This window comes from Paraburkholderia sp. BL27I4N3 (assembly GCF_003386115.1).
GTDB lineage: Bacteria > Pseudomonadota > Gammaproteobacteria > Burkholderiales > Burkholderiaceae > Paraburkholderia.
The window spans coordinates 7,850,176-7,876,218 of the sequence record NZ_QREJ01000001.1 but is presented as its reverse complement, the minus strand read 5'-3'; the positions used below and the strand labels follow the sequence as shown (position 1 = coordinate 7,876,218).

Sequence of the window (26,043 nt, the reverse complement as noted above, 5' to 3'; positions counted from 1 at the left end):
GCCCACCGGCCCGCCATTGACCGGCCGCGAAGCAAATTCCCCACTGTTATCAACGAGATAGCGCGGCGCGCCCCACTTGGCCGCGGATTTGAAAACCATGCAAACCCAAACCCATCCGCTGATTGCCCCGACGCTCGGCACCGCCCGCAACCTCACGAGTTTCCACTACGGTCCTGGCGGCGGCCAGAAGATCTATATCCAGTCCTCGCTGCATGCCGACGAGTTGCCCGGCATGCTGGTGTCGTGGGCGCTGCGCCGCAAGCTGGCCGCGCTGGAAGCAGCCGGCAAGATTCGCGGCGAAGTCGTGATCGTGCCGGTAGCCAACCCAATCGGCCTGAATCAACACTTTCTCGGCCATCTGACCGGACGCTTCGAAACCAACACCGCGCAGAACTTCAACCGCAATTTCCACGATCTGTCGGCGCTAGTGCAACCGGTGATCGAGTCGCGCCTGAGCGACAGTCTCGAGGCCAACCGCACCGCCATCCGCACCGCCATGCGCGAGGCGCTCGACGCGCAGAAGCCGGCAACCGAACTCGAATCGCAGCGCCTCGCACTGCAAAAGCTCTCGTACGACGCAGATGTGGTGCTCGATCTGCATTGCGACTGGGAAGCCGCGATGCACCTCTATACGAACCCCGATCTGTGGCCCGAAGTCGAGCCACTCGCCTGCTATCTGGACGCCAAAGCGTCGCTGCTCGCGCTCAATTCGGTAGGCAACCCGTTCGATGAAATCCACAGCTTCTGCTGGTCGGATCTGCGCGGCCGTTTCGGCGACCGCTTCCCGATTCCGAACGGCTCGATCTCGGTCACGATCGAACTGCGCGGTCAGCGCGAGGTGTCGTATGAGTACGCCGAGCACGATGCCCAGGCGATCATCGAATATCTGACCTCGCGTGGCGTGATCGATGGCACGGCCGCGCCGCTGCCGCCGCTCGAATTCGCCGCCACGCCGCTCGCCGGCGCCGAGCCGATCGTCGCGCCGATCAGCGGCGTGCTGGTGTATCGCTGCGAAGTGGGCAGCTGGATCGACGTCGGCCATGAGATTGCCGATATCGTCGATCCGTTGACAGAGCAAGTCGTCACGCTGAAAAGCACGGTGGCCGGCGTGCTGTACGCACGGCATCTGACGCGCTTTGCGACGGCCGGACTGGAGTTCGCGCGCATCGCGGGCGCGAAGGCGTTCCGCAGCGGGTCGCTGTTGAGCAACTAACTCTTCGGGCGGTGCCGCGCTGTTGCCCGTCGCCCTCGTAAGTGCCTGAACCGAAAAGCAAATCGCCCGCTATTCAAGCGGGCGATTTGCTTTGGGCGCGTCGTTTATCGAAACCCGGATCAGAAGGCAGGAATGATCGCCCCTTTGAATTGCGTATCGATGTACTTGCGCACTTCGTCCGACTCGTACGCCGCCACCAGCTTCTTCACCCACGGCTGATTGCGGTCCTGCTCGCGCACCGCGATCAGATTCGCGTACGGGCCCTTGAGGTCCTCGATCGCGATCGCGTCTTTGGTCGGCTGCAGGCCGGCCTTGACCGCGTAGTCGGTATTGATCGACGCCGCGTCGAGATCGCCGAGCGCGCGCGGCAGTTGCGCGGCGTCGAGTTCGACCAGCTTGATCTTCTTCGGATTCTCAGCGATATCCAGCGGCGTCGCGTTGACGCCGTTCGTGCCGACGCCCGCCTTCAACTTGATCACGCCGTACTTCTGCAAAAGCAGCAGCGCGCGGTTGCCGTTGGACGGATCGTTCTGGATGCCGACCTTCGCGCCTTCCGGCAAGTCCTTGAGCGATTTGAGTTTCTTCGAATAGAAGCCCATCGGCGACACATAGGTCAGGCCGACATTGACGATCTTGTAACCGCGTTGCTTGATCTGGCTGTCGAGAAACGGCTGGTGCTGAAAACCGTTGGCTTCGAGGTCGCCCGCGTCCAGCGCAGCGTTCGGCTGAATGTAATCGTTGAATTCGATGACCTTGATGCTCAAGCCTTCGCGCGCCGCCACTTTTGTCACGACCGTCCAGATTTGCGCGTCCGGACCGCTCATCGTGCCGATCTTGAGTTGTTTGTCGTCCGCGTGCGCGAACGTGGCCGTCAGCGAGACGGCGGCGATAGCGAGCAGTTTCTGGATGATTGTCCGGCGTTGCATGCGTTTCCCCACTGGCGATTTGTCGATAGGCGCGCATCGTCGCATGCGGACGCGGCGTCCGAAACCAATCGTTTTTCACACGCTTATGCCCGATCCGGAAAAAGCTTATACGCGCATGCCCTGCGCGATTTGCGCCGGCAGCGCTATGTGAGTGTCGCGTAGTCACGACAGATTGCAAAAATAACCATGCTGTCACATACCTTACTCTGCGTTCCCTTAAATTGCGGGCCATCGCACGACCTGACCAAAGAGTTCGGCGTCGCGATCGCTTAATTTTTATTCGGAGAAAGTCTTGAACAAGAAACTATTGACCGCCGCTACTCTCGCCGTCTTCGCCACCGCCGCCCATGCGCAAAGCAGCGTCACGCTGTATGGCGTGATCGATGCCGGTATCAGCTACGTGAACAACTCGAAGACCGCAACGGGTCACGACAACCTCTTCAAGTACGACGACGGCGTTGCGCAAGGCAGCCGTTGGGGCCTGCGCGGCACGGAAGATCTGGGCGGTGGCCTGAAGGCGCTGTTCGTATTGGAAAATGGCTTTAACAGCGGCAACGGCACGCTCGGCCAGGGCGGCGCGCTGTTCGGCCGTCAGGCTTATGTCGGTCTGTCGCAAAACAACATCGGCTCGCTGACGTTCGGTCGCCAGTACTCGTTTTCGACCGACTACCTGGGTGGCAACTACTCGACCGGCGGCCAGACCGTCGCGGGTAACTACGCTTACCACATCAACGACGTCGACCAGCTGACGTCGAGCCGTATCAACAACGCAGTCAAGTTCAGCAGCGCGAATTTCGCGGGCCTGACCTTCGGCGCGATGTACGGCTTCTCGAACCAGGCTGGCGCGTTCGCCGGCTCGCCGACGGTCGGCACGACCGCGGGTTCGTCGCGCGCTTATAGCTTCGGCGTGAACTACGCAAACGGCCCGTTTGGCGTCGGCGCGGCTTACACGGACATCCGCTTCCCCTCGCAATCGACGCCGGCATTCTCGACGGCGATGGCCAACGTGACGACGGGCACCGTGCGCGATCTGCGCACGTTCGGTGTCGGCGGCCGTTACACGATCGCGGCAGCCACGCTGTGGGCGTTGTACACGAACACGCGTTTCGAGCCGATCACGGGTGGCACGACGACGTTCGCCGCCTATGAAGCAGGCGCGAAGTACGCGTTCACGCCGGCTCTGACGGCAGGCGCGGGCTACACGTACATGCACCTGAGCAACGCGAACAAGGGCCACTGGAACCAGGCGGACCTGAGCGTCGACTACGCGCTGAGCAAGCGTACGGACGTGTACGCGCTGGGTATCTACCAGATCGCTTCGGGCCACAACGCGGCAACGGGCGATGTGCAGGCGCAGATCGGTTCGAGCACGAGCTACTTCAGCACGTCGGGCACGGGTTCGGATAACCAGTTGGCGTTCCGTGTCGGTATCCGTCACAAGTTCTAAAGCGAGTCTCTCGCGGCGGGGAACGCGAGTTCGCTGCTGCGAGAAATTCTGGAAAAACGCCCCGCGGGGCGTTTTTTCTTTTGGGCAATGGCCCTGCTTGCTACGGACGCGGGAAGCCGAGCGCGTCCGCCTGCGTTCTCAGCTCCGCAAAGCGGCCGCCCACCGCGCTGACTGCCGTATTGGGGACGGCGCTTTGCGGCGTGACCTGACTTTTGTCCAGCTGTCCGATGCCGGTCGCGGTCGAGGCGCCAGTGGCCGCAGACGCCGTGCACGCCGCGCCGTAGACACCCGGCGTGACGGCAATGGCCGGCACGTCGGTGCGCGGTGCGTCCGCCAGATCCAACGCATACGCGAGGTTGACCGTTGCCGGATCGCTGCCCCGCGCGCCGAGTGGATCGAGTCCAAAGCGCCAGGCAAGCAGTTGGTGGATCGAACTGGGATCGAACGGGTAACGCGACACACTGTTCGCACGTACGCGCGGTCCGAGCAGTACGCACGGCACGCGAAACCCGAGCCGCCCGTCGTTGCCCAACGCGCTTTCCGCGGCCGATACCGGCCTGACAGGCGGCGCGACATGTTCCATGAAGCCGCCCCACTCGTCGTAGACGATGATCACGAGCGTCTTGCTCCAGTTCGGGCTCGTGCGCAGCGCGTCGTAGATCTGCCCCAACAACACCTGGCCATTGCGCACGTCCGCATGCGGATGATCGTCGTTCGAGGTCCCTTGCGATTCGCCGCCGAAACTCGGATCGACCATGCAGAACGACGGTAGCGTGCCCGCGGCGGCATCGGTGAGGAAATCGGCGAACAGCTTGGAACGTCCGACATAGCGGGTGCCGTAAAGCGCCGTGAACGGCACGTCGTGGAAGTAATACGTCGACGAGATGTTCTTCGCGTCCAGCCGGTCCCAGATGGTCGGCAGCGACGAGACGTCGAGCGTGTCGCTCAGACGGTCCGTTTCACCGCTATGCAGGTAGACCCGGTTCGGGTAAGTGTCGGCGAGAATGCCGCTCATGTAATAGTCGCACACCGTGTACTGCGTGGCGGCCCCTTGGTAAAACTCCAGATCCGCGGACTGGAAATAGCCGACCGGCAGCAAGTCGCCGGGCGTGAGGCTGGTGGCCGGCGTTAGCAGAAAGCCGTTCATCGCGCCGTTTGCGAGGTGGACGCGCCCGGCTTCGTACGCGTGATTCGGGTCCGCATAGGCGCAACCCTGGAAGCCATAGGCCGCATTGGCGGTGAGCGCGAACGACGCACGCGCCGTGCCGAACGCATCGGTGAACGTGCGGCCTGCCTGTGTGCCTTCGGCGTTCGGCACCCATCCCAGCAAATGATCGAAGGAACGGTTTTCCATCGTGACCAGCACGATATGGTCGATGCCGGAAGTCGACGGATCAGGCAGAGGAGGACGCGGAAGATTGGCGCGATCCGGCGGGATCGTTCCGATCGCAGGCGGGGTCGACCCGTCTGACCCGGAGCCGCTGCCGCGCCCGCCACATGCCGACAATGCAATAGAACTTGCCAGCGCGGCGAGAATTTTCCGGCGCGCAAAATCAGGCGGATTCGGGGGCCGAGTGTTCATTTTTTCGTCTCCTGGGTCTATGTGTGTATCGTGAGGGCGTGTTCGCTCGTACCGCTGCTCGACTGCGTCGAGAGAGGTAGCAGTTAACGTTCCTCCCTGCCGGATGCTTTGCACATCGGCGCATAAGATATGTGTCCAACCAGTCGCGCAAGTGCGCAAAGACTGGTTCCCACTATCATGGGGTCATGGCTATGAAACACAGGCTGCTGACGGCCAAGGCCGCCGATCGGGTTATTGTGGGAACCCCTCAGTCATCCGAAGCGTATGGCAAACGCTCGTATCCGCCGCGTGGGTCGATGCTTACCGGCACGGCTCGGCCGGCAGAAGGCGCCGTGACATCGGATGGCGAAAGTTCTGGTACGCTGCGCGCTTTGCCACCGCTTGCATTCGACTCGATGGAAACACCCTTCAATGATCGTGGCGTGTCGGTCACGCGCAACGCACTCTCGTCCGCCGGCCAGGTCTTTCCGCTGCGCGAGATCGTGGATGTGCGCGTTGTCACCGTGCCGAAGAACAAGGTCTTGCCGATCGCGATTTCGCTGCTTGGACTCGCCGGCGTTATTGCCGGCGCGATATTGCGCTCGCCGGTAGGCATGGTGTGCGGCACGATGCTGGCCGTGGTCGGCTGGCTCACCTGGCTGAGCCAGGACATCACGCATCGTCTGATGGTGCAGACGGCGAATGGCGAGCGTGAAGCGCTGTCGAGCGTCGATCGCGATTTTGTCGAACGCGTCGGCGTGGCCGTGAACGAAGCGAAGGCCACAGCCGCCGCACCGAAGGTTTGATGCCGCGCCACGCGGCTATTTGCCGCTATCGAGGGCGATAGCACGGCACGCGCCCCCGCGCGACTATTGATGTAGATCGACATTTGCACGGGCCGGTTGCCGGCCGCGCCCGCGCCTTCACACATCTTTGCAATCGCACCCGAGCGGCCATGTAGAGTCGCCGCTCCTGTTATCGCGTGTTCCCTCCCGCAGGTTTGCAAGCGACCCGGTTTTATCGATCACGCCGCGGCCAATCCAGCGCGATTGCTGTTCGCGCTGTCCGCCTCGCCGCTTGCAATGCCTCGCCTTCGTCAGGGACCCGCCCTCTTGCAAAGCGTGTGACCTATGTTCCTGTCGTTTCTCGATGCCGCGCGCCGGCATTCGCGCCTCAGCCGGCGTCGTCTCAGCGCGGCCGCGCTTGTCGTGACCGGTGCGCTCGTAATGAGCGGCTGCGCCGTGACCTTCCCCACGCCCACGCCGCCCGCGCCGGCCGCCTCCCTGATCAACGGCGGCCAGGACGGCCTGCTGATTCCGCTGCAAGTGGAGCATGTCGACACGGGTCACGCGCGCCTCGGCCTGCCGATCCAGCTCGACGGCAAGGCGGTATATGTCGCACTGGATACCGGCACGCAAGGCGTTCGCGTGCTGAAGTCGGTCCTGCCGGGCACGGACTATCCGAGCGCCGGTCCGCTGAGTTCGCTGCCGTTGGCGAACGGCGCGCAAGTCTCCGGCGCGGCCGTCAGACTGCCGATGAGCCTCGCGGGCACGAAGCCGGCGCAAATCGACGCGCAATCCGTCGAACTGGTGAACTGCCAGCCCAACGCCCGGCGTTGCGTGGGCATGGATGGCTACACCGGTGAATTCGGCTGGGCATTCTCGGGGCTGTTCGGCATCGGCGCGGCGCAACCTGACGACACCTGCTGCACGCAACCGCTGCGCGCGTTGCCCGGCAACATCGGCCAGCGCTACCTGGTGCACTCGAACTTTGCGAAACCTTACCTGGTGCTGAGTCCGTCGAGCGCGCTCACGAAGGACTACACGATGGTGCCGATGACCGTCCTGCAAGACGGCACGGCGCAATGGCCGAGAGGCTGCGTCAACGTCGGCGACAAGATGACCTTTTGCGCGCCGCTGGTGTTCGCCACGGCCAGCACCGACATGATCCGCGTTGAAATGGACAAGGCGCCGAACTGGACCGGCGACGACGAAGTCGGCAAGGTGCTCAATCAAGGCAACTACAACGCGGCGCTCGGCACAGGCAAATGGGTGCATCGCTATGAAGGCGCGCAAGTGACGATCGTCAAGGCGAAACCGGGCGCCGATCGCATCGTGATCGGCCTGATGGGCATGCAGAATATCGACGTGCTGTTCGACTTCCCGCACGGCCAGCTGGGCCTGCGCGCCGCGAGCGAGATCGAGCAGTTCGGGCAATGACCGCTGCGGTATCAGTTGCGGCATCGGTCAATGAAAAGGCCGTGCGATTCTGAACCAGCAATCGCACGGCCTTTCCACGTCCACGTCGAGCTGAGACGAAGCAACCGTCCGCTATTCGATATTCAGCGGATTCACATGCCAGATGTTGCGTGCATATTCGCCGATCGTGCGATCCGACGAAAACTGCCCCATGCCCGCCACATTCTCGATCGCGCTTTCCGTCCATGCGCGCTTGTCGACGAAGCGCGCGTCCACCTCGTCCTGAGCCTTGGCGAACGCGGCGAAATCGGCGAGCACCATGTAGTGATCGCCCCAATCGACCAGCGTGTGGAAAATATCCGAGAAGCGCAATGGATCGTCCGGCGAGAAGAAGCCCGTGCGAATCTGGTCGAGCGCCGTGCGCAGTTCCGCGTTGTCTTCGTAGATTTGCCGCGGCCGGTAGCCGGTGGCGCGCAGGCTGTCCACTTCGTCGGCGGTATGGCCGAAGATGAAGATGTTTTCGCGGCCCACCGCGTCGCAGATTTCGATATTCGCGCCGTCCATCGTGCCGATCGTCAACGCGCCGTTGAGCGCGAGTTTCATGTTGCCGGTGCCCGAAGCTTCCGTGCCGGCCATTGAAATCTGCTCCGACAGATCGGCGGCCGGAATGATCAGCTCCGCCACGCTCACGCCGTAGTTCGGCACGAACACCACTTTCAGACGGTCGCCGACCAGCGGATCGTGATTGACCTTTTCGCTGACGTCGCCGATCAGCTTGATGATGGTCTTCGCCATCCGATACGCGGACGCGGCCTTGCCGGCGAACATCACCACGCGCGGCACCCAGTCGAGTTCGGGATTCGCGCGAATCTGGTTGTAGCGCACGATCACATGCAGAATGTTAAGCAATTGCCGCTTGTATTCGTGAATGCGCTTGACCTGCAGATCGAACAGCGCGTCCGGATCGAAATGCAGTTTCGTGTGATGCGCGAGACGGTGCACGAGCCGCAGTTTGTTCTGCCGCTTTGCTTCACGGAAGGCTTCGATAAAGCCGCTATCCGTGCGCAGGTTGCGCAACTGCTCCAGTTCAAACAGATTGCTGCGCCAGTGTTTGCCGATCTGCTGATCGATCAGCGAGGACAGCGACGGGCTCGCCTGCGCGAGCCAGCGGCGCGGCGTGATGCCGTTGGTGACATTGGTGAAGCGGTCCGGATAGATGCTTGCGAAGTCGGCGAAGATATCGCGCGTCATCAACTGCGAGTGCAGCTTCGACACGCCGTTCACCTTGTGGCTCGCGACGATCGCCAGATACGCCATGCGCACACGGCGCTGCCCGTATTCGTCGACGAGCGAAATGCGGCGGATCATCTCGGCGTCATGCCCTGATTGCTCGCTCACGTGCTTGAGAAACTGCGCGTTGATCTCGAAGATGATCTCGAGATGGCGCGGCAACAGCCGCGCGAGCAACTCGACGTCCCACGTTTCGAGCGCCTCGGGCATCAGCGTGTGGTTCGTGTACGAGAAGATCTGCGTCACATGCTTCCACGCCTTGTCCCACTGCAGATGGTGGACGTCCACCAGCAAACGCATCAGCTCGGGAATTGCCAGCACGGGGTGCGTATCGTTCAGATGCACCGCCACCTTTTCGGAGAAGCGCCCGAACGTACTGTGCGTGCGCTGATAGCGGCGAATCAGATCCTGCATGGTCGCCGAGACGAAAAAGTATTCCTGCCGCAAGCGCAGCTCGCGGCCGGCCGGGGTCGAGTCGTCCGGGTACAGCAGGCGCGAGACGTTCTCCGACATGTTCTTCGTGTCGACCGCATTGCGGTAGTCGCCGCGATTGAACGCGCCGAGATCGAGCTCCTCGGCGGCGCGCGCCGACCATAGGCGCAGCGTGTTGGTCGCGTCGGTCGCGTAACCTGGAATGACGGTGTCGTACGCGGTGGCGTTCACGTGCTGGGTGTCGATCCATTCCACGTGTTCGCCGCGCTGTACCGTGCGGCCGCCGAAGTGAACCATGTACGTGACTTCGGGCCGCGGAAACTCCCACGGATTGCCCGCGCGCAGCCAGTAGTCCGGCGCTTCGACCTGCTCGCCGTTGACGATCTGCTGACGGAACATGCCGTATTCATATCGGATGCCATAGCCGAAGCCAGGAATGCCGAGCGTCGCCATCGAATCGAGAAAGCATGCCGCGAGCCGGCCGAGGCCGCCGTTGCCGAGCGCGGCGTCCGGCTCGATATCGGTCAGCGCGTCCATATCCACGCCCAGACTTGCCAGCGCTTCCTTCATCTGATCGTGGATGCCGAGGGCGAGCAAGGCGTTCGTAAAGGTCCGGCCGATCAGGAACTCCATCGACAGGTAGTAGACGCGTTTCACGTCCTGTTCGTATTGCAGGCGCGTGGTTTTCATCCAGCGCGCGACCAGCCGGTCGCGCACGGCGAGCGCCGCGGCGTGCAGCCAGTCATGCGGATGCGCGGTGACGGCGTCCTTGCCGACGCCATACATCATGCGATTGGAAATTGAGCGCCGTAGCGCGTCGACGGTACTGTTGAGCTGGTCGAATTCCAGATCGACGGCTGTCATCGAAGCCTCCGGGAAAAAAGACGCGACATACGCGAACCGCACAGATGACGGGCGGGAGGCGCGAGCCGGTCAGGCGGGTTAAGAAACAGAGTAGGTCATTTTACGACCACCGGACACCGGCGGGCACGAGCGCCTGGTTACGCACATGCCATGCCCGCCGACATCGGCCGGCGCGCCGCTTTTTCGCACGCGCGAGGTGCAAGCCACGTGTGTGTGGCACTGCGCGCGTGCATCGGTTCCGCAAAACTGGCAAACGATTGCGAAACGCCCAATGCGCACCGAGTGAAAGGCCACGCCATTATTTTTTCGCCGCGTGACGCGCGGATGAAAGAGTGGGTGGCTCGACGCGTGGTCAAATCGGAGCACCTCACCTGCAAGCCGGTTGTGCCGGAATGGCGTGTGACAACGCGGGCGCGCAGCAGCTCTGTAGACACCGGGCGGGCTTGACCGTTAGTTGCATCTACGCAGGCTTGATCCGCGCCCTGCTTCGCCCGAGTCCCAGCACGATTTCTGCGTCTCTGTAACAATCGCTACATTCGCCGCGCGGCTGCCTGAAATGCCTCGAACGCTGCATTCGGGTCACGCGCGTCGCACGTCCCGCAACCTCTGCCACTCGCGCGCCGCGCGCCTCGACTCGTCCGGCTGCACGCAGGCATGCTCAACCCGTCGAGTCACCGCCTTGTCCGACAAACCCAGCGCCGCCCACCCCGCCCCGCCTTTTCCCGCGGACGTCCCGATGTCCGCGGCCAACCGCCGCGCGATGGCCGCGATCATGCTCGCCGTCGCCCTCGCCACGCTCGACACCGCCATCGCCAACACCGCGCTGCCGGCCATCGCCGCCGACCTGCATGCTGCGCCGGCGGCGTCGGTGTGGATCATCAATGCGTATCAGCTGGCGATGGTCGCGACGCTGCTGCCGCTCGCCGCGCTCGGCGATATCGTCGGGCATCGGCGGATCTATATCGGCGGGATTGCGCTTTTTACACTCGCGTCGCTGGCGTGCTCGCTCGCCTCGACGCTGCCGCTGCTGGCTGCCGCGCGCGTGCTGCAAGGCCTCGGCGCGAGCGCGATCATGAGCGTCAACACCGCGCTGATCCGCTATCTGTATCCGCCGCACCGGCTCGGACGCGGTCTCGGCACCAACGCGCTGATTGTCGGCGTGTCGTTCGCGGTCGGGCCGACGGTGGCGTCGCTGATTCTGTCGATTGCCGCATGGCCGTGGCTGTTCGCGGTCAACGTGCCGCTCGGCCTGCTGGCTTTGGGCTTCGCCTGGCCGGCGTTGCCGCACACCGAGCGCGGCAAGCACAACTTCGATCCGGTCGCGGCGCTCCTGAACGTCATCACCTTCGCCGCGCTGATCTTCGCGCTCGGCGAGGCGGCCCAGCGCGCGTCGACACAACTGGTGGTGAGCGCGGCGGCGATTGCGCTGGTGTTCGGCTTCTTGCTGATCCGCCGCGAGGCGGGCCACCCTGCGCCGATGCTGCCCGTCGATCTGTTCAAGCGGCCGGTGTTCGCGTTGTCTGCGGTGACGGCCGTGTGTTCGTTCGCCGCGCAAGGGCTGGCGTTCGTCTCGCTGCCGTTCTACTTCGAAGACGTGCTGCATCGCAGCCAGGTCGAAACGGGCTTTCTGATGACGCCGTGGCCCGTGGTGGTCGCGCTGGCCGCGCCGCTGGCGGGCAACCTGTCCGACCGCTATCCGCCGGGACTGCTCGGCGCGATCGGTCTCGCGGTGATGTCGGCGGGAATGGCTTCGCTGGCACTTCTGCCCGTGCATCCGAACGTGCTCGACATCGGCATTCGCATGGCGATCTGCGGCGCGGGCTTCGGGTTTTTCCAGTCGCCGAATCTGAAGGCGTTGATGGCGAGCGCGCCGCCGGAGCGCAGCGGCGGCGCGAGCGGCATCGTCGCGACCGCGCGGCTGCTTGGGCAAACCACCGGCGCGGCGCTGGTCGCGTTGAGCTTTGGGATTGCCGGGCGGCATGGGCCGACGCTGGCGCTGGGCACCGGCGCTTTCTTTGCGGGAGCGGCGAGCCTCGCGAGCGGGCTCAGGTTGCTCGCGCCGTCGCATCGGTCAGGCGTGCATGCGAAGGCGTCGATGAAATGAAAAAAGCGGGCGCGCTGGAGTGACAGTGCGTCCGCTGTAGTTTGCTGGGTTGCAGCTTCGTTCTGCTGCTTTGCAGTGTTGCTCGCAGCCGGGTGGCGTTCGGCTTTATTCGGCTTTACCGCGCCGCGAAATACGCCTTCACTGCTGCGATAAACGTATCGACATCCCCGCGCGACACATCCTTATGCGTCACGAATCGGGACGCATACAGCATCTGCGTGAGAATGCCGCGCTCCTTGAGCCACGCTTCGAGCGGTGCGCAGTGCTGCTGCGGAAACTGCGCGAACACCATATTGGTCGCGACCGACTGCACCTTGACCTGATCGATCGCCTCCAGACCCGCTGCCAGATGCGCGGCGTGCGCGTGATCGTCGGCGAGGCGTTCGACGTTGTGATCCAGCGCGTACAGGCACGCCGCCGCCAGCACGCCGGCCTGCCGCATGCCGCCGCCCAGCACCTTGCGCCAGCGGTGCGCCACGTCGATCAGTGCGCGGCTGCCGACCAGCACCGAGCCGACCGGCGCGCCCAGTCCCTTCGAAAAACAGACCGAGACCGAATCGAACGGCTCGCACAATGCCGCGACCGGCTTATCCGACGCCACTGCCGCGTTATAAACGCGCGCGCCGTCGAGGTGAGCGGACAGGCCGTGCTGACGCGCAAGCTGCACCGCCTCGGCGACATACCCCGCCGGCAGCACCTTCCCGCCGATGGTGTTTTCCAGCGCCAGCAACCGCGTGCGCGCGAAATGGTTGTCGATGGGCTTGATCGCCGCAGCGATCTTCTCCAGCGGGATCGAGCCGTCCGCGGCATTTTCGAGCGGTTGCGGCTGGATGCTGCCGAGCACCGCCGCGCCGCCGCCTTCATATTTATAGGTATGCGCCAACTGGCCGACGATGTATTCGTCACCGCGCGCGCAATGCGCCATCAGCGCCGCCAGATTGCTTTGCGTGCCGCTGGGGAAGAACAGGCCTGCTTCCTTGCCGGTGCGTTCGGCCAAGGTGGCCTGCAAACGCAACACGGTGGGGTCGTCGCCCCAGACATCGTCGCCGACTTCGGCGGCCGACATGGCCGCGAGCATCGCCGGAGTCGGACGGGTTACGGTATCGCTGCGCAAATCGATCATTGTGTGTCCCTGTGCGTCTGTGAATGACAGCCTGTAGCAGCCGCTCGCCGTGGCGAACCGTCGCTATCGACGGGCGCCATGGCGGCGGCAGTTAGTCGCACAGTATATTCAATTAACGCTACGCTGAAATCGCGCTGGAAAGAAGCATCACCCGCCCGACTTGGGTAGCCATGCGAGCGGATCGACCGGCTGGCCGTTCTGGCGGACCTCGAACTGGATCGACGCCACCCCGCGGCTGTCCACTCCGACTTCGCCGATGGTTTGCCCTTGTGCGACTGCATCGCCTTCCTTCACGAGCAGTGTGCTGTTCTGTCCGTAGGCGGTGATCAGCGAGTCGTCGTGCTTGATGATGATGAGCGGTCCGTACGCCTCGATACCCGTGCCGGCATACACCACGCGGCCGGTGGCGGCCGCCTTGACCGGATCGCCGGCCCGCCCGCCGATCACGATGCCGTTCGATTTACCGGGCGCGAAGGCTCTCAGCACCGGCCCACGCACCGGCCATTGCAATACGCCCTGCTGCGGTCCGGCGGCTGCCATCGGCGCGCCGGGCGTGGCGGAACCGCTCGGCGCGACGGCGACCGGCGGCGTCACGACGCTGCCCGAGGCCATCGGCGGAGACACCCGCAGCACTTGCCCCGGTGTGACGGCGGCGTTGACCGGGAGGCCATTCCACGCCGCGATCTCCTGCGGCTTGTGGCCATACGCCGACGCAATGCCGTCGATGGTGTCGCCCGGATTGACCCGGTAGAAACCGGCGGGAACCGGCACCGTGCTGAGCGTGGTCGGGCGGGAAGGTGTAGTGCTGTAAAACGGCGTGCTCTCCCACGGCATGGTCGTACAGCCGCTGAATATCAAGCCGAGCGCGGCCGCTGCCAGCAACCGGGTCCCCGTCAATTGCCATGATCTTGTCATTTGATTTTCCTCGACATTTTTTCGATCGATCAGATTCAATCGATGCCCAAGCATTTGCCATGCCGCTCCTCTCGCGGGCGCGGCGGCGCTTATCCATTATGCCGCCACGCGCGGTGAGAACCGCGCTGGCATGGCACCGGGCGGCCGCCAGAATTCAGACGCTGCCTTCTGCCTCGACCACCAGAATGCGCGCGACACCGATAGGATGCGCCACATGTTCGGTGCCGACCGATGCGTAGAACACGTCGCCCGTCTCCAGAATGGCCGACTGTTCGACGCCGCCCTCGCGATAACGCATCTCGACGCGGCCATCGAGCACGGCGAACACTTCTTCGCCGTCGTTGACATGCCATTTGTACGGGTGATCGGTCCAATGCAGGCGCGTCGTGATGCCGCGCATGTTGGCGATATCGAGCGCTCCCCAAGGGCGCGCCGCGATGAAATTCTTGCTGCGAATGATCTTCATGGTCACGAGGCAGTTGGAAAAAACGGCGCCGGCATGGCGTTCGATGCATCGGGCACGGCGGGCCGCCGGAACTGGCGCAGACTGGTTTCCGGCTGGCCCCATTATAGGTGTGCTGGACGGCAGGCTTACGCCAGCGGACGGTGCCGCGATTCGTGTGAGCATTGAATCCGCGGGGCGCTCGCCTATACTCGTTCTTGCTGCCCCGACGCGCCGAAAGTAAAACGTTTGAATTCTGCGAGGGAGTTGAGAATGAACAAAGCCACCTTTCTGGCCGTACAACTCCACGTCGACGATGTCGCGGCGTCGCCCGGGCTGGTCGAGTTGCTAAACACACACCTGGTTTTCGCCGCCGACGTGGCCGAGGCCGCCGACGCCCTCGTCCAGTTGGCCAGTATCGCGGGATTGTCGAGCGGCGTGGAGGCGAGCGTCGAGATTCCGGCAGTGGCGATCGAGCGGTTGCGCGAGGCGCTCGACAACCTGAGCGGCTACGACGAATCCTGGCTGCTCGCCCTCGAACCCAGCCGCGCATTATTCGATGAAATAAGCCGCCGGCATCGCACGCTGCACTAGAGCCGCGCTGGCGGATTGCATCCGGGTGCATCCGCCGCACCGCGCACCTTCGGCGTCCACTGAGCGGCGTCGCCGGTCCGCCACGTTTTGCTCACCGCTCGGCCTGGCTGATTCGCCGGCATGCTTCACCGCCGGTGCCGTCTGCAGATTTCGGGCGACTCAACCGGAGGACCGCCGTGAAAAGTCTCCTGAACCGCCGCAACGTACTGGCAGGCCCATCACATCTCGTGCAGAACGCGCGAGAGAGTGCCTCCGATCCCGCCTCACCCGACAGCAGCGAGCACGCAACCTTGGCGGCGGCGTCCGACGGCTCGCCGGCCGGTCCCGCGTTGCCGCGGCCGGTTCGTCCGGTAAGCGCCTTGCGGCCCGTGCCGGTGGTGCCGGCGCAGGTCGGCGTGCGCGGCGTGCAGATCGCCGACGTCGCCGAAGTGGAATGGCTCGCGGAAGAGGAAGCGCTGGCGCCGTTTCGCGTCTTCCGCAGCTTCGACTATTCGGTCAGCCTGCTGTTTCACGCGAAGGAACTGGCGTACTACGTCGCGCTCTATGAGGACGGCTTGCTGTGGCGCGCGCTGAAGGCCGCCGATCTCGACGCCGCGGAAACCGCTTTTCATCATTTCGAGGAACAGGCGACGCGGCTCGCGGACGGCGAAACCCGGCGCGCCCAACTGGAGGCGCAGAACGAACAGTTGGCGCGCATGATCGCGCGCTCCGAGGCTCAGGCCGAACGGCTGCGCAGCGATCTGCAAAGGCGCGGCACGCACGAGCAGGCGGTGACGGCCCGCCAGCACCAGGTACGCAAGGAAGTATCGCAACTGGAAGCGCAGCGCGTGGCCGCGCAGGCTCATCTGAACAAGGCGCATCGGCAGATTCACCAGCTCAATCTGACGAGCAACGAAGCGATCCCACATTTGCCGAATCGATGAGCACCGCGCGCCGACGAGCGCGCACCGGCATCGCGTCGAACACCGGCGCCCTGGCCGCGCCGTAAACGACAAACGCCGCCCGGCAATCCGGACGGCGTTTCCATTTGCTTGCCGCCTTGCGATCAGGCGGCGCTTCCATCAGCTTCAGCGCAGATTAGTTGCCGAAGTAGACCGAATTACGGTCGTTGCTGCTCACCGGACGGCCCGCTTGCGAGCTGCCGGCGATCGGTGCGCCATAGCCGCTGTTCACAGCCTGAGCGGTGCCGTTTTGCGCATCGACGCGTGCTTGCGCTGCCTGGATGTTAGCCGGGTAGTTGATCTGATCGCCGACCGGGTTGTAACCGGCCTTTTCGAGTTGAACCAGTTCAGCGCGAACTTGAGCGCGCGTAACCGGCTGATTCGATTGAGCAAAGGAAGCGACAGGAGCGGCCAGAGCGGCGGCGACTACGACTGCAGAGATAAGAGCCTTCATGATGTAAACCTCCAGAACTTGTTTTTAATTCGCCGCGGTTTGTATTCCGTAGCGCTTAAGTAGAAGTTTAAGAAGGTCGACACTTAGGGGAAACCCCTAAAACAATGAAACTCTATTTCGAATTTAGCAACAGTAGCGGACCGCTGGCCTGGGAGGCCTGTCTTGGTCCTGGCTTTCAGCAATAATTCATCATCTTGCATTTGCAGCGTGTTTGCGGCCGGTCGCGCCCTGCTCCAAGGGCGCGACCGGCCGCGATTCAAACGCTCAGCTCCAGTTCGCGTGGAAGCTGCCCGGCTTGTCGATGCGCTCGAACGTATGCGCGCCGAAGAAGTCGCGCTGCGCCTGCACCAGGTTCGCCGGCAAACGCTCCGAACGATACGCATCGAAATACGCAATCGCCGACGCGAAAGCCGGCACCGGCACGCCCGCGTTGACCGCGGCCACCACGACCTCGCGCAAGGCTGCCTGGTAATTTTTGGCGATGTCGCGGAAATACGGATCGAGCAGCAGATTGGCGATCGCCTTGTCCTTCGTATAAGCGTCCGTGATCTTTTGCAGGAAGCGGGCGCGGATGATACAGCCGGCGCGGAAAATCTTGGCGATCGTGCCGTAATCCAGATCCCACTTGTACTCTTCCGACGCTGCGCGTAGCTGCGCGAAGCCCTGCGCGTACGAAATGACCTTGCTGAAGTACAGCGCGCGGCGTACCGATTCGATGAAGGCGTCGCGCTCGGCGCCGAGCGGCTTGGCCGCCGGTCCCTCCAGCACTTTGCTCGCGGCCACGCGCTGGGTTTTCAGCGAGGACAGCACGCGCGCGAACACGGCTTCCGTGATCAGCGGCAGCGGCGCGCCGAGGTCGAGCGCGTTCTGGCTAGTCCACTTGCCGGTGCCCTTCTGCGCGGCGCGATCGAGAATCACGTCGACCAGGTCCTTGCCGGTCTCGTCGTCTTTCTTGCTGAAAATCTTCGAGGTGATTTCGATCAGATAGCTGTCGAGCTCGCCCTGATTCCACTCGGTATAGACCTTGCCGAGTTCTTCGTTCGACAGACCCACCACCTGTTTGAGCACCGCGTAGCTTTCCGCGATCAGCTGCATGTCGCCGTACTCGATGCCGTTGTGCACCATCTTCACGAAGTGGCCCGCGCCGTCCGGTCCCATGTAGGCGACGCACGGTTCGCCGTCCGGCGCCTTCGCGGCGATCTCGGTGAGGATCGGCGCCACCAGATCGTACGCGTCGCGCTGGCCGCCCGGCATGATGGACGGACCCTTCAGCGCGCCTTCCTCGCCGCCCGACACGCCCGTGCCGATGAAGTGCAGCCCGGACTTCGCGAGGTCCTGATTGCGGCGGATGGTGTCGGTGAAATGCGTGTTGCCGCCGTCGATCAGGATGTCGCCCTTGTCCAGCAGCGGCTTCAACTGATTGATCGTGGCGTCGGTGCCTTCACCTGCCTTGACCATCAGCAGAATGCGGCGCGGTTTTTCCAGCGACTCCACGAATTCTTCCAGCGTGAAAGCCGGCACCAGCTTCTTGTCCGGATATTCGGCGATGAGTTCGTCGGTTTTCTCGCGGCTACGGTTGTACACCGACACCGCGTGGCCGCGGCTCTCGATGTTGAGCGCCAGATTGCGGCCCATGACCGCTAGCCCCACCACGCCGATTGCCTGTTTGCCCATGTGAATTCTCCAGAGTCCAAAAAATGTCGTGACGCCGCGCCGGAAAAAACGTCGGCGGGACGTCGAGGGTGAAAGAATAAAAGAAATGCCAGCTTGCCGCTCGTTGGTGGACAACGGGCAGCGTTTTCCACCGCGTCGAATCTGCGGTGGACCCGCGCTTGACCGCGTTCAATCGCGTTTGACGCGCGTCAGACTCGCGTCGCGTCCGCGCGTTTCCTGAACACCAGACTGAAATTGTTGGCGGGCATCGCGATCGGCTCATCGCACACCAGTCCGACCGACGCGCCCAACGCCACGACCTTCTCCATGTCGCGTACGCCCCATTCCGGATCGCGGCCGCGCAACTGCTGATCGAAGGCATCGTTGCTCGGAGAAGTATGCGCTCCGCCGCGTTTATATGGGCCGTACAGGTACAGCACACCGCCGTCGACGAGACGGCGGCCCGCACCCGCGAACAGCGCCTGCGCCGCGCTCCACGGCGAGATGTGAATCATGTTGATGCAGACCACGGCGTCGAGCGTGTCCACGCCCCAGTCCGGCTGATGCACGTCGAGCGCGAGCGGCGCGTGCACGTTCGTGAGCCCTTCGTGCGCGACCCACGCGCCAATCGAAGCACGCGCGTCGGCATCGGCGTCGCTCGGTTGCCAGTCGAGTCCGGGCATCGCGCGGGCGAACCAGATCGCGTGCTGGCCGGTGCCGCTCGCGATTTCAAGCACGCGGCCGTTGGCCGGCAGCACGGCGCGCAACAACGCGAGGATGGGTTCGCGGTTGCGTTCAGCGGATGGCGAATGTTGCCGCAGCGCCGGTTGGAAATCGGTCATGTTCAGCTTCGGTTCTGCTTCAGTTTCAGTTTCAGTCTCAGTACAAGGTCACACGCACGAGTTCGGCGAGTTCGCGATCATAGCGCCAGCCGGCCGGCCAGTGCAGTCAACGTCTGCGCGCACGGCGCGGTGATTTTCAACGACAGCAAAGGATCGGCGCGCGTGCGTCCCAGGTTGATGGCGACGACCGGCTTGCCCCGCTTTTGCGCCCACACGCAAAAGCGATAGCCGGAATAAACCATTAGCGACGAGCCGACCACCAGCACGGCGTCCGCCGTGTCGAGCGCGCGCGAGGCCGCCTCCACGCGCTCCTTAGGCACGCTTTCGCCAAAGAACACCACGGCGGGCTTGAGCAAACCGCCGCAATTCGAACAGGACGGAATGCGGAACCCTCCGAGATCGTGCCATTCGAGATGCGCGTCGCCATCGGCGGCGGTTTCGGCGGTCACGTCGACGAGCGCGGGATTGTCCGCTTCAAGCGTCTGCTGGATCAACGCGCGCGAGTGCTGCATGCCGCAGTCCAGGCACGTTACACCGTCTATGCCGCCATGCAGTTCGATCACCTCGCGGCTGCCCGCCCGCTGATGCAGGCCGTCGACATTCTGCGTTACCAGCGTCGGCACGTGGCCGGCCGCTTCGAGCCGGGCCAGCGCGGTATGCGCGGCGTTGGGCTGCGCGTGTGCGACCACCGGCCAGCCGACCATGCTGCGCGCCCAATAACGCTGGCGCATGGCGAGCGTGCCGAGAAACTCCTGCACCGTGATGGGCGGCGAGCGTTTCCATTCGCCGTTGTCGTCGCGATAGCCGGGAATACCGGAGTCGGTGCTGATGCCCGCGCCGGTCAGCACGAACAGCCGCGGATAACGCTGCACGAAGCGATGCAGGTCGTCCAGCGTGTGCGAGTCGTTCAGGGGTTCGAGAGGCGCGGACTGAAGGTCGGTCATGACGAGGCGTGGTGAAGGGCGGTGGCGGTCCCGAGGCAACATCCCATGTTCCGCTCAGCGGTGCGAACGCGGCTTGCCGCGCCGCGTTTCCGGCTTGCGCGGGGCTTGCCGCGCCTGCCACTCAATGAGCGCGCTTCGATAACGTTCCAGCGCTTCGTCGTAGAGATCGAACACACATGGATTGCAGCCGCTATGACAACAGTCGTCGAGATCGGGCTGCACGGGCGGCACAGGCTGCGGGTCGTCCTTCGGTGTGGCTCGGGGCACGGCAAGTTGCGTTCCATCAAGGCGGGAAGCGGACAGTATAAGTTGATCCCGCGCCGCTTGCTGCTCGTGCGAAGCCGTCAGCCCCGGCCGACGAACGGCATCTTGCTCGCCATGATCGTCATGAATTGCACGTTCGTCGAGAGCGGCAGTTCGGCCATGTGCAGCACCGCGTCCGCGACGTGCTGAACGTCCATCAGCGGCTCGACCGCGATCTCGCCGTTCGCCTGCGGCACGCCGCGCGCCATGCGTTCGGCCATTTCCGTCGCCGCATTGCCGATGTCGATCTGGCCGCACACGATGTCGTATTTGCGGCCGTCGAGCGACACGGCTTTCGTGAGCCCGGTGATAGCGTGCTTGGTAGCGGTATAGGCGATGCTGTTCGGCCGCGGCGCATGCGCCGAGATGGAACCGTTATTGATGATGCGTCCGCCGCGCGGATTCTGCGTTTTCATCAGACCGAAGGCCGCGCGCGTGCACAGGAACACGCCGGTCAGGTTGGTATCGACTATTGAGCGCCACTCGTCGATCTCGAGTTCGTCGATATCGACGGGCGAGCCGTTGCGGCCCGCGTTGTTGAACAGCACGTCGAGCCGGCCGCGGCGCGTGCGGATCGTCTCGAACAACGCGGCGACGCTATCGGCGCTGGTGACGTCGCACGCCACCGCGAGCGCGTCACCGCCGAGTTGCTGCGCTTCGCGAACGACGGCGTCGAGCGGCGCTTGACGGCGGCCGGCCAGCACGACGCTATAACCGTGCTCCAGCAGCTTGAGCGCACACGCGCGGCCGATCCCGCTGCCCGCGCCCGTCACCAGCGCGACTTTCTTGATTCCCGTATCCGTCACGTCACGTCTCCTCGTAGTTCAGTGGATCCAGAGTGCAGACAGTCTGCCCGCGAACCGGCCGTAGTGGGCACAACGTCTTTCGGCGCGCTTTCATTATTTGCCGTTCCTGTCGACGGGCGCGTCGGGATGCGCATCAATGGTATCGTTTGCCGTTGCGCGCCGCGCACGCAATTCAGCGCCTTCCCAGGAAGGAGGAAGGAAGACAGGAAGCACGCTTTATGAAAGAACTCTCCACGCCGCCGTCTGGCGTCCACGACGCGCCGTCGCGCCGCTGGCCGCAAACCGGTTATCCCGCGATGCTCACCGCCACCGCCGCATGGCATGTCATCGTGCTGGCGGGATGGCTGATCGCACCTGCCGCGTGGCCCTGGTGGCTCGCCGCGATTTTTGTGAATCATGCCATTTTCACGGTAGCCGGCCTGTTGCCGCGCACCTCGCTGCTCGGTCCGAACTGGACCCGCCTGCCGGCCCATGCACGCAACGCCGACGCGATCGCGCTGACCATCGACGACGGTCCCGATCCGGCCGTCACGCCGCACGTGCTGGACCTGCTCGACGCCTTCGGCGTGCGCGCCACGTTCTTCTGCATCGGCGCGAAGGCGCAGCGTTACCCGGAACTCGCACGCGAGATCGTCGCCCGCGGCCATGCGCTCGAAAACCATTCGCAGGTTCACGTCCACACGTTTTCCGTGACGTTGCCGGGCGCGCTCACGCGCGAAATCGACGCGGCACAACGCACGCTCGAAGCCTTGAGCGGCGAACGGCCGATGTTCTTCCGCGCGCCGGCCGGCTTGCGCAACATCTTTCTCGAACCGGTCTTGCGCAAGCTCGATCTGCGGCTCGCGGCATGGACGCGGCGCGGCTACGACACCCGTGAGCGCGATCCGCGGGTGGTTACGCGACGGCTGCTCGATGGCCTCGCGCCACGCGACATTCTGCTGCTGCACGACGGCAACGCCGCCCTCACCGCTGAAGGCACGCCGTTGATCCTCGCCGTGCTGCCGCGTGTGATCGACGCGGCGCGGCAACGGCATCTGCGTTTCGTCACGCTGCGCGACGCGCGCGTGAACGACTGAAGCGCGGTAACGCATATGGGCGCAGGCCACTCGGCTCATGCGCGTTGCAGGTTACGCGGCTTGCACGCAGTTCATCGCGCAGCGCAGCGCGATCACCGCCGCTACATGCGGAAATCCGCCGCCATGTCTTCGTCGGTGCGCGCCTCGAGCTGGCCGCTGCGGCACGCTTTCAGGAACACGTCGTAATCGCGCTCCACCTGGTCCGCGTAGGCGGCCGCATAACCGGTGAGCGCTTCCGCGAACTGGTCGCCACGGCCGATATACGCGCTGACTTCAATCGCCTGCCCGCTCGCCTTGGCATGCGCGCGCGCCATGATCCAGCCGCATAGCCGCGCATAGCCTCCCAGCAGTTCGATATCGAACAGCTCGATGTTCGCCGAGAGCTTCATATCGCGTAGCTGCCGGAAATAGAAATGCCGCCCGAGCGGCCCCGTCGCCCAACCGAGAAAGATATCGCTCGCGGCCTGCAGCATGCGCTGTCCCTGCACGACGCGCTCGCCCTCGTGCTTGTGGGCTGGCGACTTGTAGAACCGCGCGATCACCGAAGGCCGCGCCTCCTTCATTTGCAGGAACAGCGGCTTACCCATGTGATCGGCCAACAGCACCACCATGCAGCGCGTGCCGACGCTACCCACGCCCACCACCTTGAACACGATATCCTGCACGGTGAAATGACTGAGCAGTTCGCGCCGGTCATGCGACATCGTCTTCAGGTACTCGGCCCACATGCGTTCGAGCATCTTGCGCGAGTTCCCGGTTCTGTACGCTTCGGTTTCTTCCTCGGTGAACAGCGTGTTCGCACCGAGCACATGGAACAGCGCCGGCGGCGCGTCGCGAATCGTCCAGCGTTCGCCGTCGCGCTCCGCCATTTTCTCGAGCAGATTTTCGTGCGTCCGGCTCGCGGCTTTTTCCATGCCGCGCCGCACGGCGCGGCGGGCTTCCGGCGTCAGCGCGGTTTCCGCCATGCGGTCGAAGGTGATGCGGTCGTACCAGAGTTCGAGCGCGCCGCATTGCGCATACTGCGACATGCGATCGCGGTATTCGGTGACCGCCGTCATCACGAGATTTTCCGCCGCGCCCCGACTCAAACGCATATGACGCGCGGCGACGACGAGGCTCGCGGTCAAACGCTTGAGGTCCCACTCGAACGGTCCGACCGATACCTCGTCGAAGTCGTTCAGATCGAAGATGAGTTGCCGCTCCGGCGTAGCGAAACCGCCGAAATTCATCAGATGGCCGTCGCCGCAGATTGGCATGGTCAGACCGGAGTCACGCACCTGGCTAAGGTCGTGCGCCTGCAGAAGCGCGGTGCCGCGAAAAAACGTGAAAGGCGAGGCGGCCATGCGTCCATAGCGCAGCGGCACGAGGTTGTGCACGCGATCCTCGCTGCTTTGCCTGAGCAACTCGATCGGGTTGCGATGCAGTTCGCCTACCGCCTTATGGCTCGAACGTTTCGAATGCTCGCGAGCGGCACGGCCCCGGGCCTCCCGTTCGGCGATGGTGCTGGCTTTCATGCTGTTCTCCGTTTTTCCGGTTCTTGACTAGCGGTTCGAGAGACTGCTTCTGCTGGCACGACGACATCCGGCGACTGACGCATGAGCCCTCACCAACGATAGCCCACACCGCCGAAAATCACATCCGAATCGCGATCATAACGGGTCACGACGCGGTTCCATTCGAGCCGCGCGTTCCAGTGCCCGGTCAGCCGATAGGAGCCCGCAATCGTGACGAGGCCGGAGAACTTGCCGGCGCCCGGCCCGGGGGTCGCGCTGTTTTCGTTCTCGTTGATCGCATAGTAAGCGCCGAGGCCGACCGCCAGCGAAACCTTGTCGTCGAGAAACGCGCGCGTGGCCCACAACTGGCTCGTCAGGCCATCGCGCCGCGCCACCTTGCTGCTGCCTTCGTGAAGATAGCCGACCGTCACGTCGAGATACTTCGCGAGGCCGCGCCGGTACTCGACTGCGCCGCCCAGCGCAGTCGGCGAACTGGTCGAGTTGACGATGGTTTTGCCGAGATACACCGCTACTTCGTTATTGGTGACCTTGTGCGCGCTGCCGCTCGCCCAGTCGCGCGGACCGGGCGAGCCCGGGGCGTCGAGCTGATAGCCGACGCCGAACATCACGCCGCTCGAATCCGGTCCGCGCTGAACGTGCACGCGATTCAACTGAAGCTGCGTAATCCACCGGTTCGACGCGTAGTACGCGGCGCGGACGCTGTACACCACACCCCAGCCGTGCGTGTTGGAATAGCTGCCGCCCTGCTCCGCGGTGGTCGTATCGAAACAGCGATAGGGGCCGACACCGGCTTGCAGCACGAATTGCGGACTGCCCACGGGAATGCGCGCCCACAACTGGACCATCTGGCCGTCGCGGTGATGGTTGGGAATATGTCCTTCGTTGAGCCAGGTGAAGCTCGCGGCGAAATATTGCCCGAGGCCTTCCTGATAGTTGAAGGCCCACGTATAGGTGTTGATACTGCTCGCGCGCGAGCCGCCACCGAATAGCGAAAATTCCTGGGCGTTACTGAGCGTGGGAATGAACAGCAGGCCGGCGCCCGTGAGGCAGGCGGCGGCCTTGTGACCCAGCCAACGTTGAGCAGCAGATGTCGAGGCTCGCAAAGGGGATTCCTCTCCGGTTGAGTGCTGGCGCTGCCGGGGTTCGTGATCGGCGGGGCACGGTTACGCGGCAAGGCTCGCACATGAGTGGCCGGCGATGCAAATTGCACGTCATGCTAGCAGACCGGTCGGTATAAAGGTTACGTATCCTCTTTGCATCAGCGGGGCATAGTGACTCGGGTTATACCGGGATCGGCCAATACAGGTTGCAATGGCAACGATCGCGAAACGCGGACAAATTTACCGGCGCTTTTTCGAAAACTAACTGATTAGTGAATTTTCGGCGTTTCACGCGGACGAGCACTTCAGCAACGGCGAATTCAGCCGTTTACCCATACATGCAAAAACTTTTGTGACGCACCAGAAAAGTCCTCGAAACAGGACCTGCTCTGATCGAGCATGCGCCGCGCAAGATAATCGGAGAGAGTATGTTTGTTGCAATCGGGTGGCTTCTGGTGATCGGTTCTGTGATCGGTAGCTTTATCGGCGTGGGCGGGCACTTGCCGGCGCTGCTTCAGCCCTTCGAATTACTGTGTATTTTCGGTGCGGCAATCGGCGCGTTTGTCGTGAGCAATCCGACTTCCACGCTGCGCAAAACCATCAAGGCGATTCCGTCATGTTTCAAAGGTGGCGGCTACACCAAGGAAAAATATCTGGAACTGATCGCGCTGCTTTATGAACTGCTTCAGAAGGCGCGCAAAGAGGGCATGATGTCGCTCGAAGCCGAGGTCGGTGCGCCGGAAGAAAGCGTGATTTTCCAGAAGTATTCGCACGTGCTGGAAGATCATCATCTGCTCGACTTCATTGTCGATTATCTGCGCATGATGTCCGGCGGTAATGTGAACGTGCTCGAAGTGCAGGACCTGATGGATGAGGAACTGGCCACGCATCACGCGGAAGCATCGGTCGCGGCCAACGCGATTCAGAAGATGGCCGATGGCCTGCCCGCCTTCGGCATCGTCGCCGCGGTCATGGGCGTCGTTCACACCATGGGTTCGGTGGGCGCACCGCCCGCCGTGCTCGGCGAGATGATCGCCGGCGCGCTGGTCGGCACATTCCTCGGCATTCTGCTCGCATATGGCTTCATCGGCCCCATGGCCGATCTGCTCAACGCAAAGGGCCGCGCCGAAGCCAAGCCGTACCAGTGCGTGAAGGCGGTGCTGCTCGCGTCGCTCTCCGGCTATGCGCCGCCGATCGCAGTCGAGTTCGGCCGCAAGGTGCTGTTCACCGCCGACCGTCCGAGCTTCCAGGAACTCGACGACGCCGTGCGCGCCACCAAGATGCCGAAGTCGGCCTGACGC

The 26,043-nt window shown here is 63.6% G+C and carries 24 protein-coding genes; 10 read left to right on the top strand and 14 right to left on the bottom strand.

Annotated elements, in window-relative coordinates:
- Window positions 1-97: 97 nt before the first annotated feature.
- The gene (locus tag B0G71_RS35710; protein WP_116149172.1) at window positions 98-1,213 is read left to right on the top strand and encodes a succinylglutamate desuccinylase/aspartoacylase family protein; all 1,116 of its coding nucleotides are present in this window, start codon (window positions 98-100) and stop codon (window positions 1,211-1,213) included.
- Window positions 1,214-1,332: 119 nt separating this feature from the next.
- On the opposite strand, the gene B0G71_RS35705 is transcribed toward B0G71_RS35710, so the two are convergent.
- A complete protein-coding gene (locus B0G71_RS35705; protein ID WP_116147872.1) occupies window positions 1,333-2,139 on the bottom strand; it encodes a MetQ/NlpA family ABC transporter substrate-binding protein in 807 nt (268 codons plus the stop codon).
- 292 nt (window positions 2,140-2,431) lie between these two features.
- Here B0G71_RS35705 and B0G71_RS35700 point away from each other — a divergent pair, with 292 nt between their 5' ends.
- Window positions 2,432-3,586 (top strand): porin, encoded by a 1,155-nt coding sequence (locus tag B0G71_RS35700; protein ID WP_106282421.1) that lies wholly within the window; start codon window positions 2,432-2,434, stop codon window positions 3,584-3,586.
- 100 nt (window positions 3,587-3,686) lie between these two features.
- Here B0G71_RS35700 and B0G71_RS35695 read toward each other — a convergent pair whose 3' ends face one another.
- Complete coding sequence (locus B0G71_RS35695; RefSeq protein ID WP_116147870.1) at window positions 3,687-5,168, bottom strand: alkaline phosphatase family protein; 1,482 nt, start codon at window positions 5,166-5,168, stop codon at window positions 3,687-3,689.
- Between the two features lie 395 nt (window positions 5,169-5,563).
- Between B0G71_RS35695 and B0G71_RS35690 the strand changes: the two genes are divergently transcribed.
- Window positions 5,564-5,953 carry a DUF6232 family protein gene (locus tag B0G71_RS35690; RefSeq protein WP_106282423.1) on the top strand — a complete coding sequence of 130 codons (390 nt, stop codon included), beginning with the start codon at window positions 5,564-5,566 and terminating at the stop codon, window positions 5,951-5,953.
- Between the two features lie 324 nt (window positions 5,954-6,277).
- Window positions 6,278-7,366, top strand: coding sequence for a hypothetical protein (locus B0G71_RS35685; protein ID WP_116147868.1), 1,089 nt, complete (start codon window positions 6,278-6,280; stop codon window positions 7,364-7,366).
- A gap of 111 nt (window positions 7,367-7,477) precedes the next feature.
- Here B0G71_RS35685 and B0G71_RS35680 read toward each other — a convergent pair whose 3' ends face one another.
- On the bottom strand, window positions 7,478-9,931 hold the full coding sequence (locus B0G71_RS35680) for a glycogen/starch/alpha-glucan phosphorylase (RefSeq protein WP_106282425.1): 2,454 nt from the start codon (window positions 9,929-9,931) through the stop codon (window positions 7,478-7,480).
- 150 nt (window positions 9,932-10,081) lie between these two features.
- On the opposite strand from B0G71_RS35680, the gene B0G71_RS35675 reads away from it, so the two are divergent.
- Both B0G71_RS35675 and B0G71_RS35670 read left to right on the top strand, forming a co-directional pair.
- Complete coding sequence (locus B0G71_RS35675; RefSeq protein ID WP_116147867.1) at window positions 10,082-10,378, top strand: hypothetical protein; 297 nt, start codon at window positions 10,082-10,084, stop codon at window positions 10,376-10,378.
- 289 nt (window positions 10,379-10,667) lie between these two features.
- The gene (locus B0G71_RS35670) at window positions 10,668-12,035 is read left to right on the top strand and encodes an MFS transporter (protein ID WP_116147865.1); all 1,368 of its coding nucleotides are present in this window, start codon (window positions 10,668-10,670) and stop codon (window positions 12,033-12,035) included.
- A gap of 115 nt (window positions 12,036-12,150) precedes the next feature.
- On the opposite strand, the gene ltaE is transcribed toward B0G71_RS35670, so the two are convergent.
- From ltaE to B0G71_RS35655, 3 genes are all read right to left on the bottom strand, one after another.
- Window positions 12,151-13,158: a low-specificity L-threonine aldolase gene (gene ltaE / locus B0G71_RS35665; RefSeq protein WP_116147864.1), complete on the bottom strand. Its 1,008-nt coding sequence runs from the start codon at window positions 13,156-13,158 to the stop codon at window positions 12,151-12,153.
- A 147-nt stretch (window positions 13,159-13,305) separates the two neighbouring features.
- Entirely contained in the window at window positions 13,306-14,073 is a 768-nt protein-coding gene (locus tag B0G71_RS35660) for a peptidoglycan DD-metalloendopeptidase family protein (RefSeq protein ID WP_116149170.1), read from the bottom strand.
- 154 nt (window positions 14,074-14,227) lie between these two features.
- Entirely contained in the window at window positions 14,228-14,539 is a 312-nt protein-coding gene (locus B0G71_RS35655) for a cupin domain-containing protein (RefSeq protein WP_181916886.1), read from the bottom strand.
- Window positions 14,540-14,788: 249 nt separating this feature from the next.
- On the opposite strand from B0G71_RS35655, the gene B0G71_RS35650 reads away from it, so the two are divergent.
- Both B0G71_RS35650 and B0G71_RS35645 read left to right on the top strand, forming a co-directional pair.
- The gene (locus tag B0G71_RS35650) at window positions 14,789-15,109 is read left to right on the top strand and encodes a hypothetical protein (protein ID WP_106282429.1); all 321 of its coding nucleotides are present in this window, start codon (window positions 14,789-14,791) and stop codon (window positions 15,107-15,109) included.
- A gap of 176 nt (window positions 15,110-15,285) precedes the next feature.
- A complete protein-coding gene (locus tag B0G71_RS35645; RefSeq protein WP_116147861.1) occupies window positions 15,286-16,032 on the top strand; it encodes a DUF2968 domain-containing protein in 747 nt (248 codons plus the stop codon).
- 154 nt (window positions 16,033-16,186) lie between these two features.
- Here the strand turns inward: B0G71_RS35645 and B0G71_RS35640 are convergent, their stop codons facing one another.
- The 6 genes from B0G71_RS35640 to B0G71_RS35615 all read right to left on the bottom strand — a co-directional run bounded on the left by B0G71_RS35640 (window position 16,187) and on the right by B0G71_RS35615 (window position 21,052).
- Complete coding sequence (locus B0G71_RS35640) at window positions 16,187-16,504, bottom strand: DUF4148 domain-containing protein (protein WP_116121994.1); 318 nt, start codon at window positions 16,502-16,504, stop codon at window positions 16,187-16,189.
- A 264-nt stretch (window positions 16,505-16,768) separates the two neighbouring features.
- The gene (gene gndA / locus B0G71_RS35635) at window positions 16,769-18,178 is read right to left on the bottom strand and encodes an NADP-dependent phosphogluconate dehydrogenase (protein WP_106282432.1); all 1,410 of its coding nucleotides are present in this window, start codon (window positions 18,176-18,178) and stop codon (window positions 16,769-16,771) included.
- Window positions 18,179-18,366: 188 nt separating this feature from the next.
- Window positions 18,367-18,999 carry a DUF938 domain-containing protein gene (locus B0G71_RS35630; RefSeq protein ID WP_116147859.1) on the bottom strand — a complete coding sequence of 211 codons (633 nt, stop codon included), beginning with the start codon at window positions 18,997-18,999 and terminating at the stop codon, window positions 18,367-18,369.
- Between the two features lie 77 nt (window positions 19,000-19,076).
- Entirely contained in the window at window positions 19,077-19,943 is an 867-nt protein-coding gene (locus B0G71_RS35625) for an NAD-dependent protein deacetylase (protein WP_116147857.1), read from the bottom strand.
- Window positions 19,944-19,997: 54 nt separating this feature from the next.
- Entirely contained in the window at window positions 19,998-20,210 is a 213-nt protein-coding gene (locus B0G71_RS35620) for an oxidoreductase-like domain-containing protein (protein ID WP_116147856.1), read from the bottom strand.
- Between the two features lie 77 nt (window positions 20,211-20,287).
- Window positions 20,288-21,052, bottom strand: a complete 765-nt coding sequence (locus tag B0G71_RS35615) for an SDR family oxidoreductase (RefSeq protein ID WP_116147854.1) — start codon at window positions 21,050-21,052, stop codon at window positions 20,288-20,290.
- A gap of 218 nt (window positions 21,053-21,270) precedes the next feature.
- Here B0G71_RS35615 and B0G71_RS35610 point away from each other — a divergent pair, with 218 nt between their 5' ends.
- A complete protein-coding gene (locus tag B0G71_RS35610; RefSeq protein WP_116121999.1) occupies window positions 21,271-22,128 on the top strand; it encodes a polysaccharide deacetylase family protein in 858 nt (285 codons plus the stop codon).
- A 101-nt stretch (window positions 22,129-22,229) separates the two neighbouring features.
- Here B0G71_RS35610 and B0G71_RS35605 read toward each other — a convergent pair whose 3' ends face one another.
- On the bottom strand, window positions 22,230-23,642 hold the full coding sequence (locus B0G71_RS35605) for a DUF2252 domain-containing protein (protein WP_116147853.1): 1,413 nt from the start codon (window positions 23,640-23,642) through the stop codon (window positions 22,230-22,232).
- A gap of 89 nt (window positions 23,643-23,731) precedes the next feature.
- Window positions 23,732-24,745 carry a hypothetical protein gene (locus tag B0G71_RS35600; protein WP_404935441.1) on the bottom strand — a complete coding sequence of 338 codons (1,014 nt, stop codon included), beginning with the start codon at window positions 24,743-24,745 and terminating at the stop codon, window positions 23,732-23,734.
- A gap of 425 nt (window positions 24,746-25,170) precedes the next feature.
- On the opposite strand from B0G71_RS35600, the gene motA reads away from it, so the two are divergent.
- Complete coding sequence (gene motA, locus B0G71_RS35595; protein WP_116147851.1) at window positions 25,171-26,040, top strand: flagellar motor stator protein MotA; 870 nt, start codon at window positions 25,171-25,173, stop codon at window positions 26,038-26,040.
- Window positions 26,041-26,043 lie beyond the last annotated feature (3 nt).

Coding starts and splice junctions, on each gene's coding strand:
- B0G71_RS35640 (WP_116121994.1), bottom strand. CDS start 16,504: ATGAAGGCTCTTATCTCTGCAGTCGTAGTCGCCGCCGCTCTGGCCGCT.
- B0G71_RS35705 (WP_116147872.1), bottom strand. CDS start 2,139: ATGCAACGCCGGACAATCATCCAGAAACTGCTCGCTATCGCCGCCGTC.
- B0G71_RS35695 (WP_116147870.1), bottom strand. CDS start 5,168: ATGAACACTCGGCCCCCGAATCCGCCTGATTTTGCGCGCCGGAAAATT.
- B0G71_RS35610 (WP_116121999.1), top strand. CDS start 21,271: ATGAAAGAACTCTCCACGCCGCCGTCTGGCGTCCACGACGCGCCGTCG.
- B0G71_RS35660 (WP_116149170.1), bottom strand. CDS start 14,073: ATGACAAGATCATGGCAATTGACGGGGACCCGGTTGCTGGCAGCGGCC.
- B0G71_RS35680 (WP_106282425.1), bottom strand. CDS start 9,931: ATGACAGCCGTCGATCTGGAATTCGACCAGCTCAACAGTACCGTCGAC.
- B0G71_RS35685 (WP_116147868.1), top strand. CDS start 6,278: ATGTTCCTGTCGTTTCTCGATGCCGCGCGCCGGCATTCGCGCCTCAGC.
- B0G71_RS35630 (WP_116147859.1), bottom strand. CDS start 18,999: ATGACCGATTTCCAACCGGCGCTGCGGCAACATTCGCCATCCGCTGAA.
- B0G71_RS35710 (WP_116149172.1), top strand. CDS start 98: ATGCAAACCCAAACCCATCCGCTGATTGCCCCGACGCTCGGCACCGCC.
- B0G71_RS35605 (WP_116147853.1), bottom strand. CDS start 23,642: ATGAAAGCCAGCACCATCGCCGAACGGGAGGCCCGGGGCCGTGCCGCT.
- B0G71_RS35650 (WP_106282429.1), top strand. CDS start 14,789: ATGAACAAAGCCACCTTTCTGGCCGTACAACTCCACGTCGACGATGTC.
- B0G71_RS35690 (WP_106282423.1), top strand. CDS start 5,564: ATGGAAACACCCTTCAATGATCGTGGCGTGTCGGTCACGCGCAACGCA.
- motA (WP_116147851.1), top strand. CDS start 25,171: ATGTTTGTTGCAATCGGGTGGCTTCTGGTGATCGGTTCTGTGATCGGT.
- B0G71_RS35670 (WP_116147865.1), top strand. CDS start 10,668: ATGTCCGCGGCCAACCGCCGCGCGATGGCCGCGATCATGCTCGCCGTC.
- ltaE (WP_116147864.1), bottom strand. CDS start 13,158: ATGATCGATTTGCGCAGCGATACCGTAACCCGTCCGACTCCGGCGATG.
- gndA (WP_106282432.1), bottom strand. CDS start 18,178: ATGGGCAAACAGGCAATCGGCGTGGTGGGGCTAGCGGTCATGGGCCGC.
- B0G71_RS35675 (WP_116147867.1), top strand. CDS start 10,082: ATGCCCGCCGACATCGGCCGGCGCGCCGCTTTTTCGCACGCGCGAGGT.
- B0G71_RS35655 (WP_181916886.1), bottom strand. CDS start 14,539: ATGAAGATCATTCGCAGCAAGAATTTCATCGCGGCGCGCCCTTGGGGA.
- B0G71_RS35625 (WP_116147857.1), bottom strand. CDS start 19,943: ATGACCGACCTTCAGTCCGCGCCTCTCGAACCCCTGAACGACTCGCAC.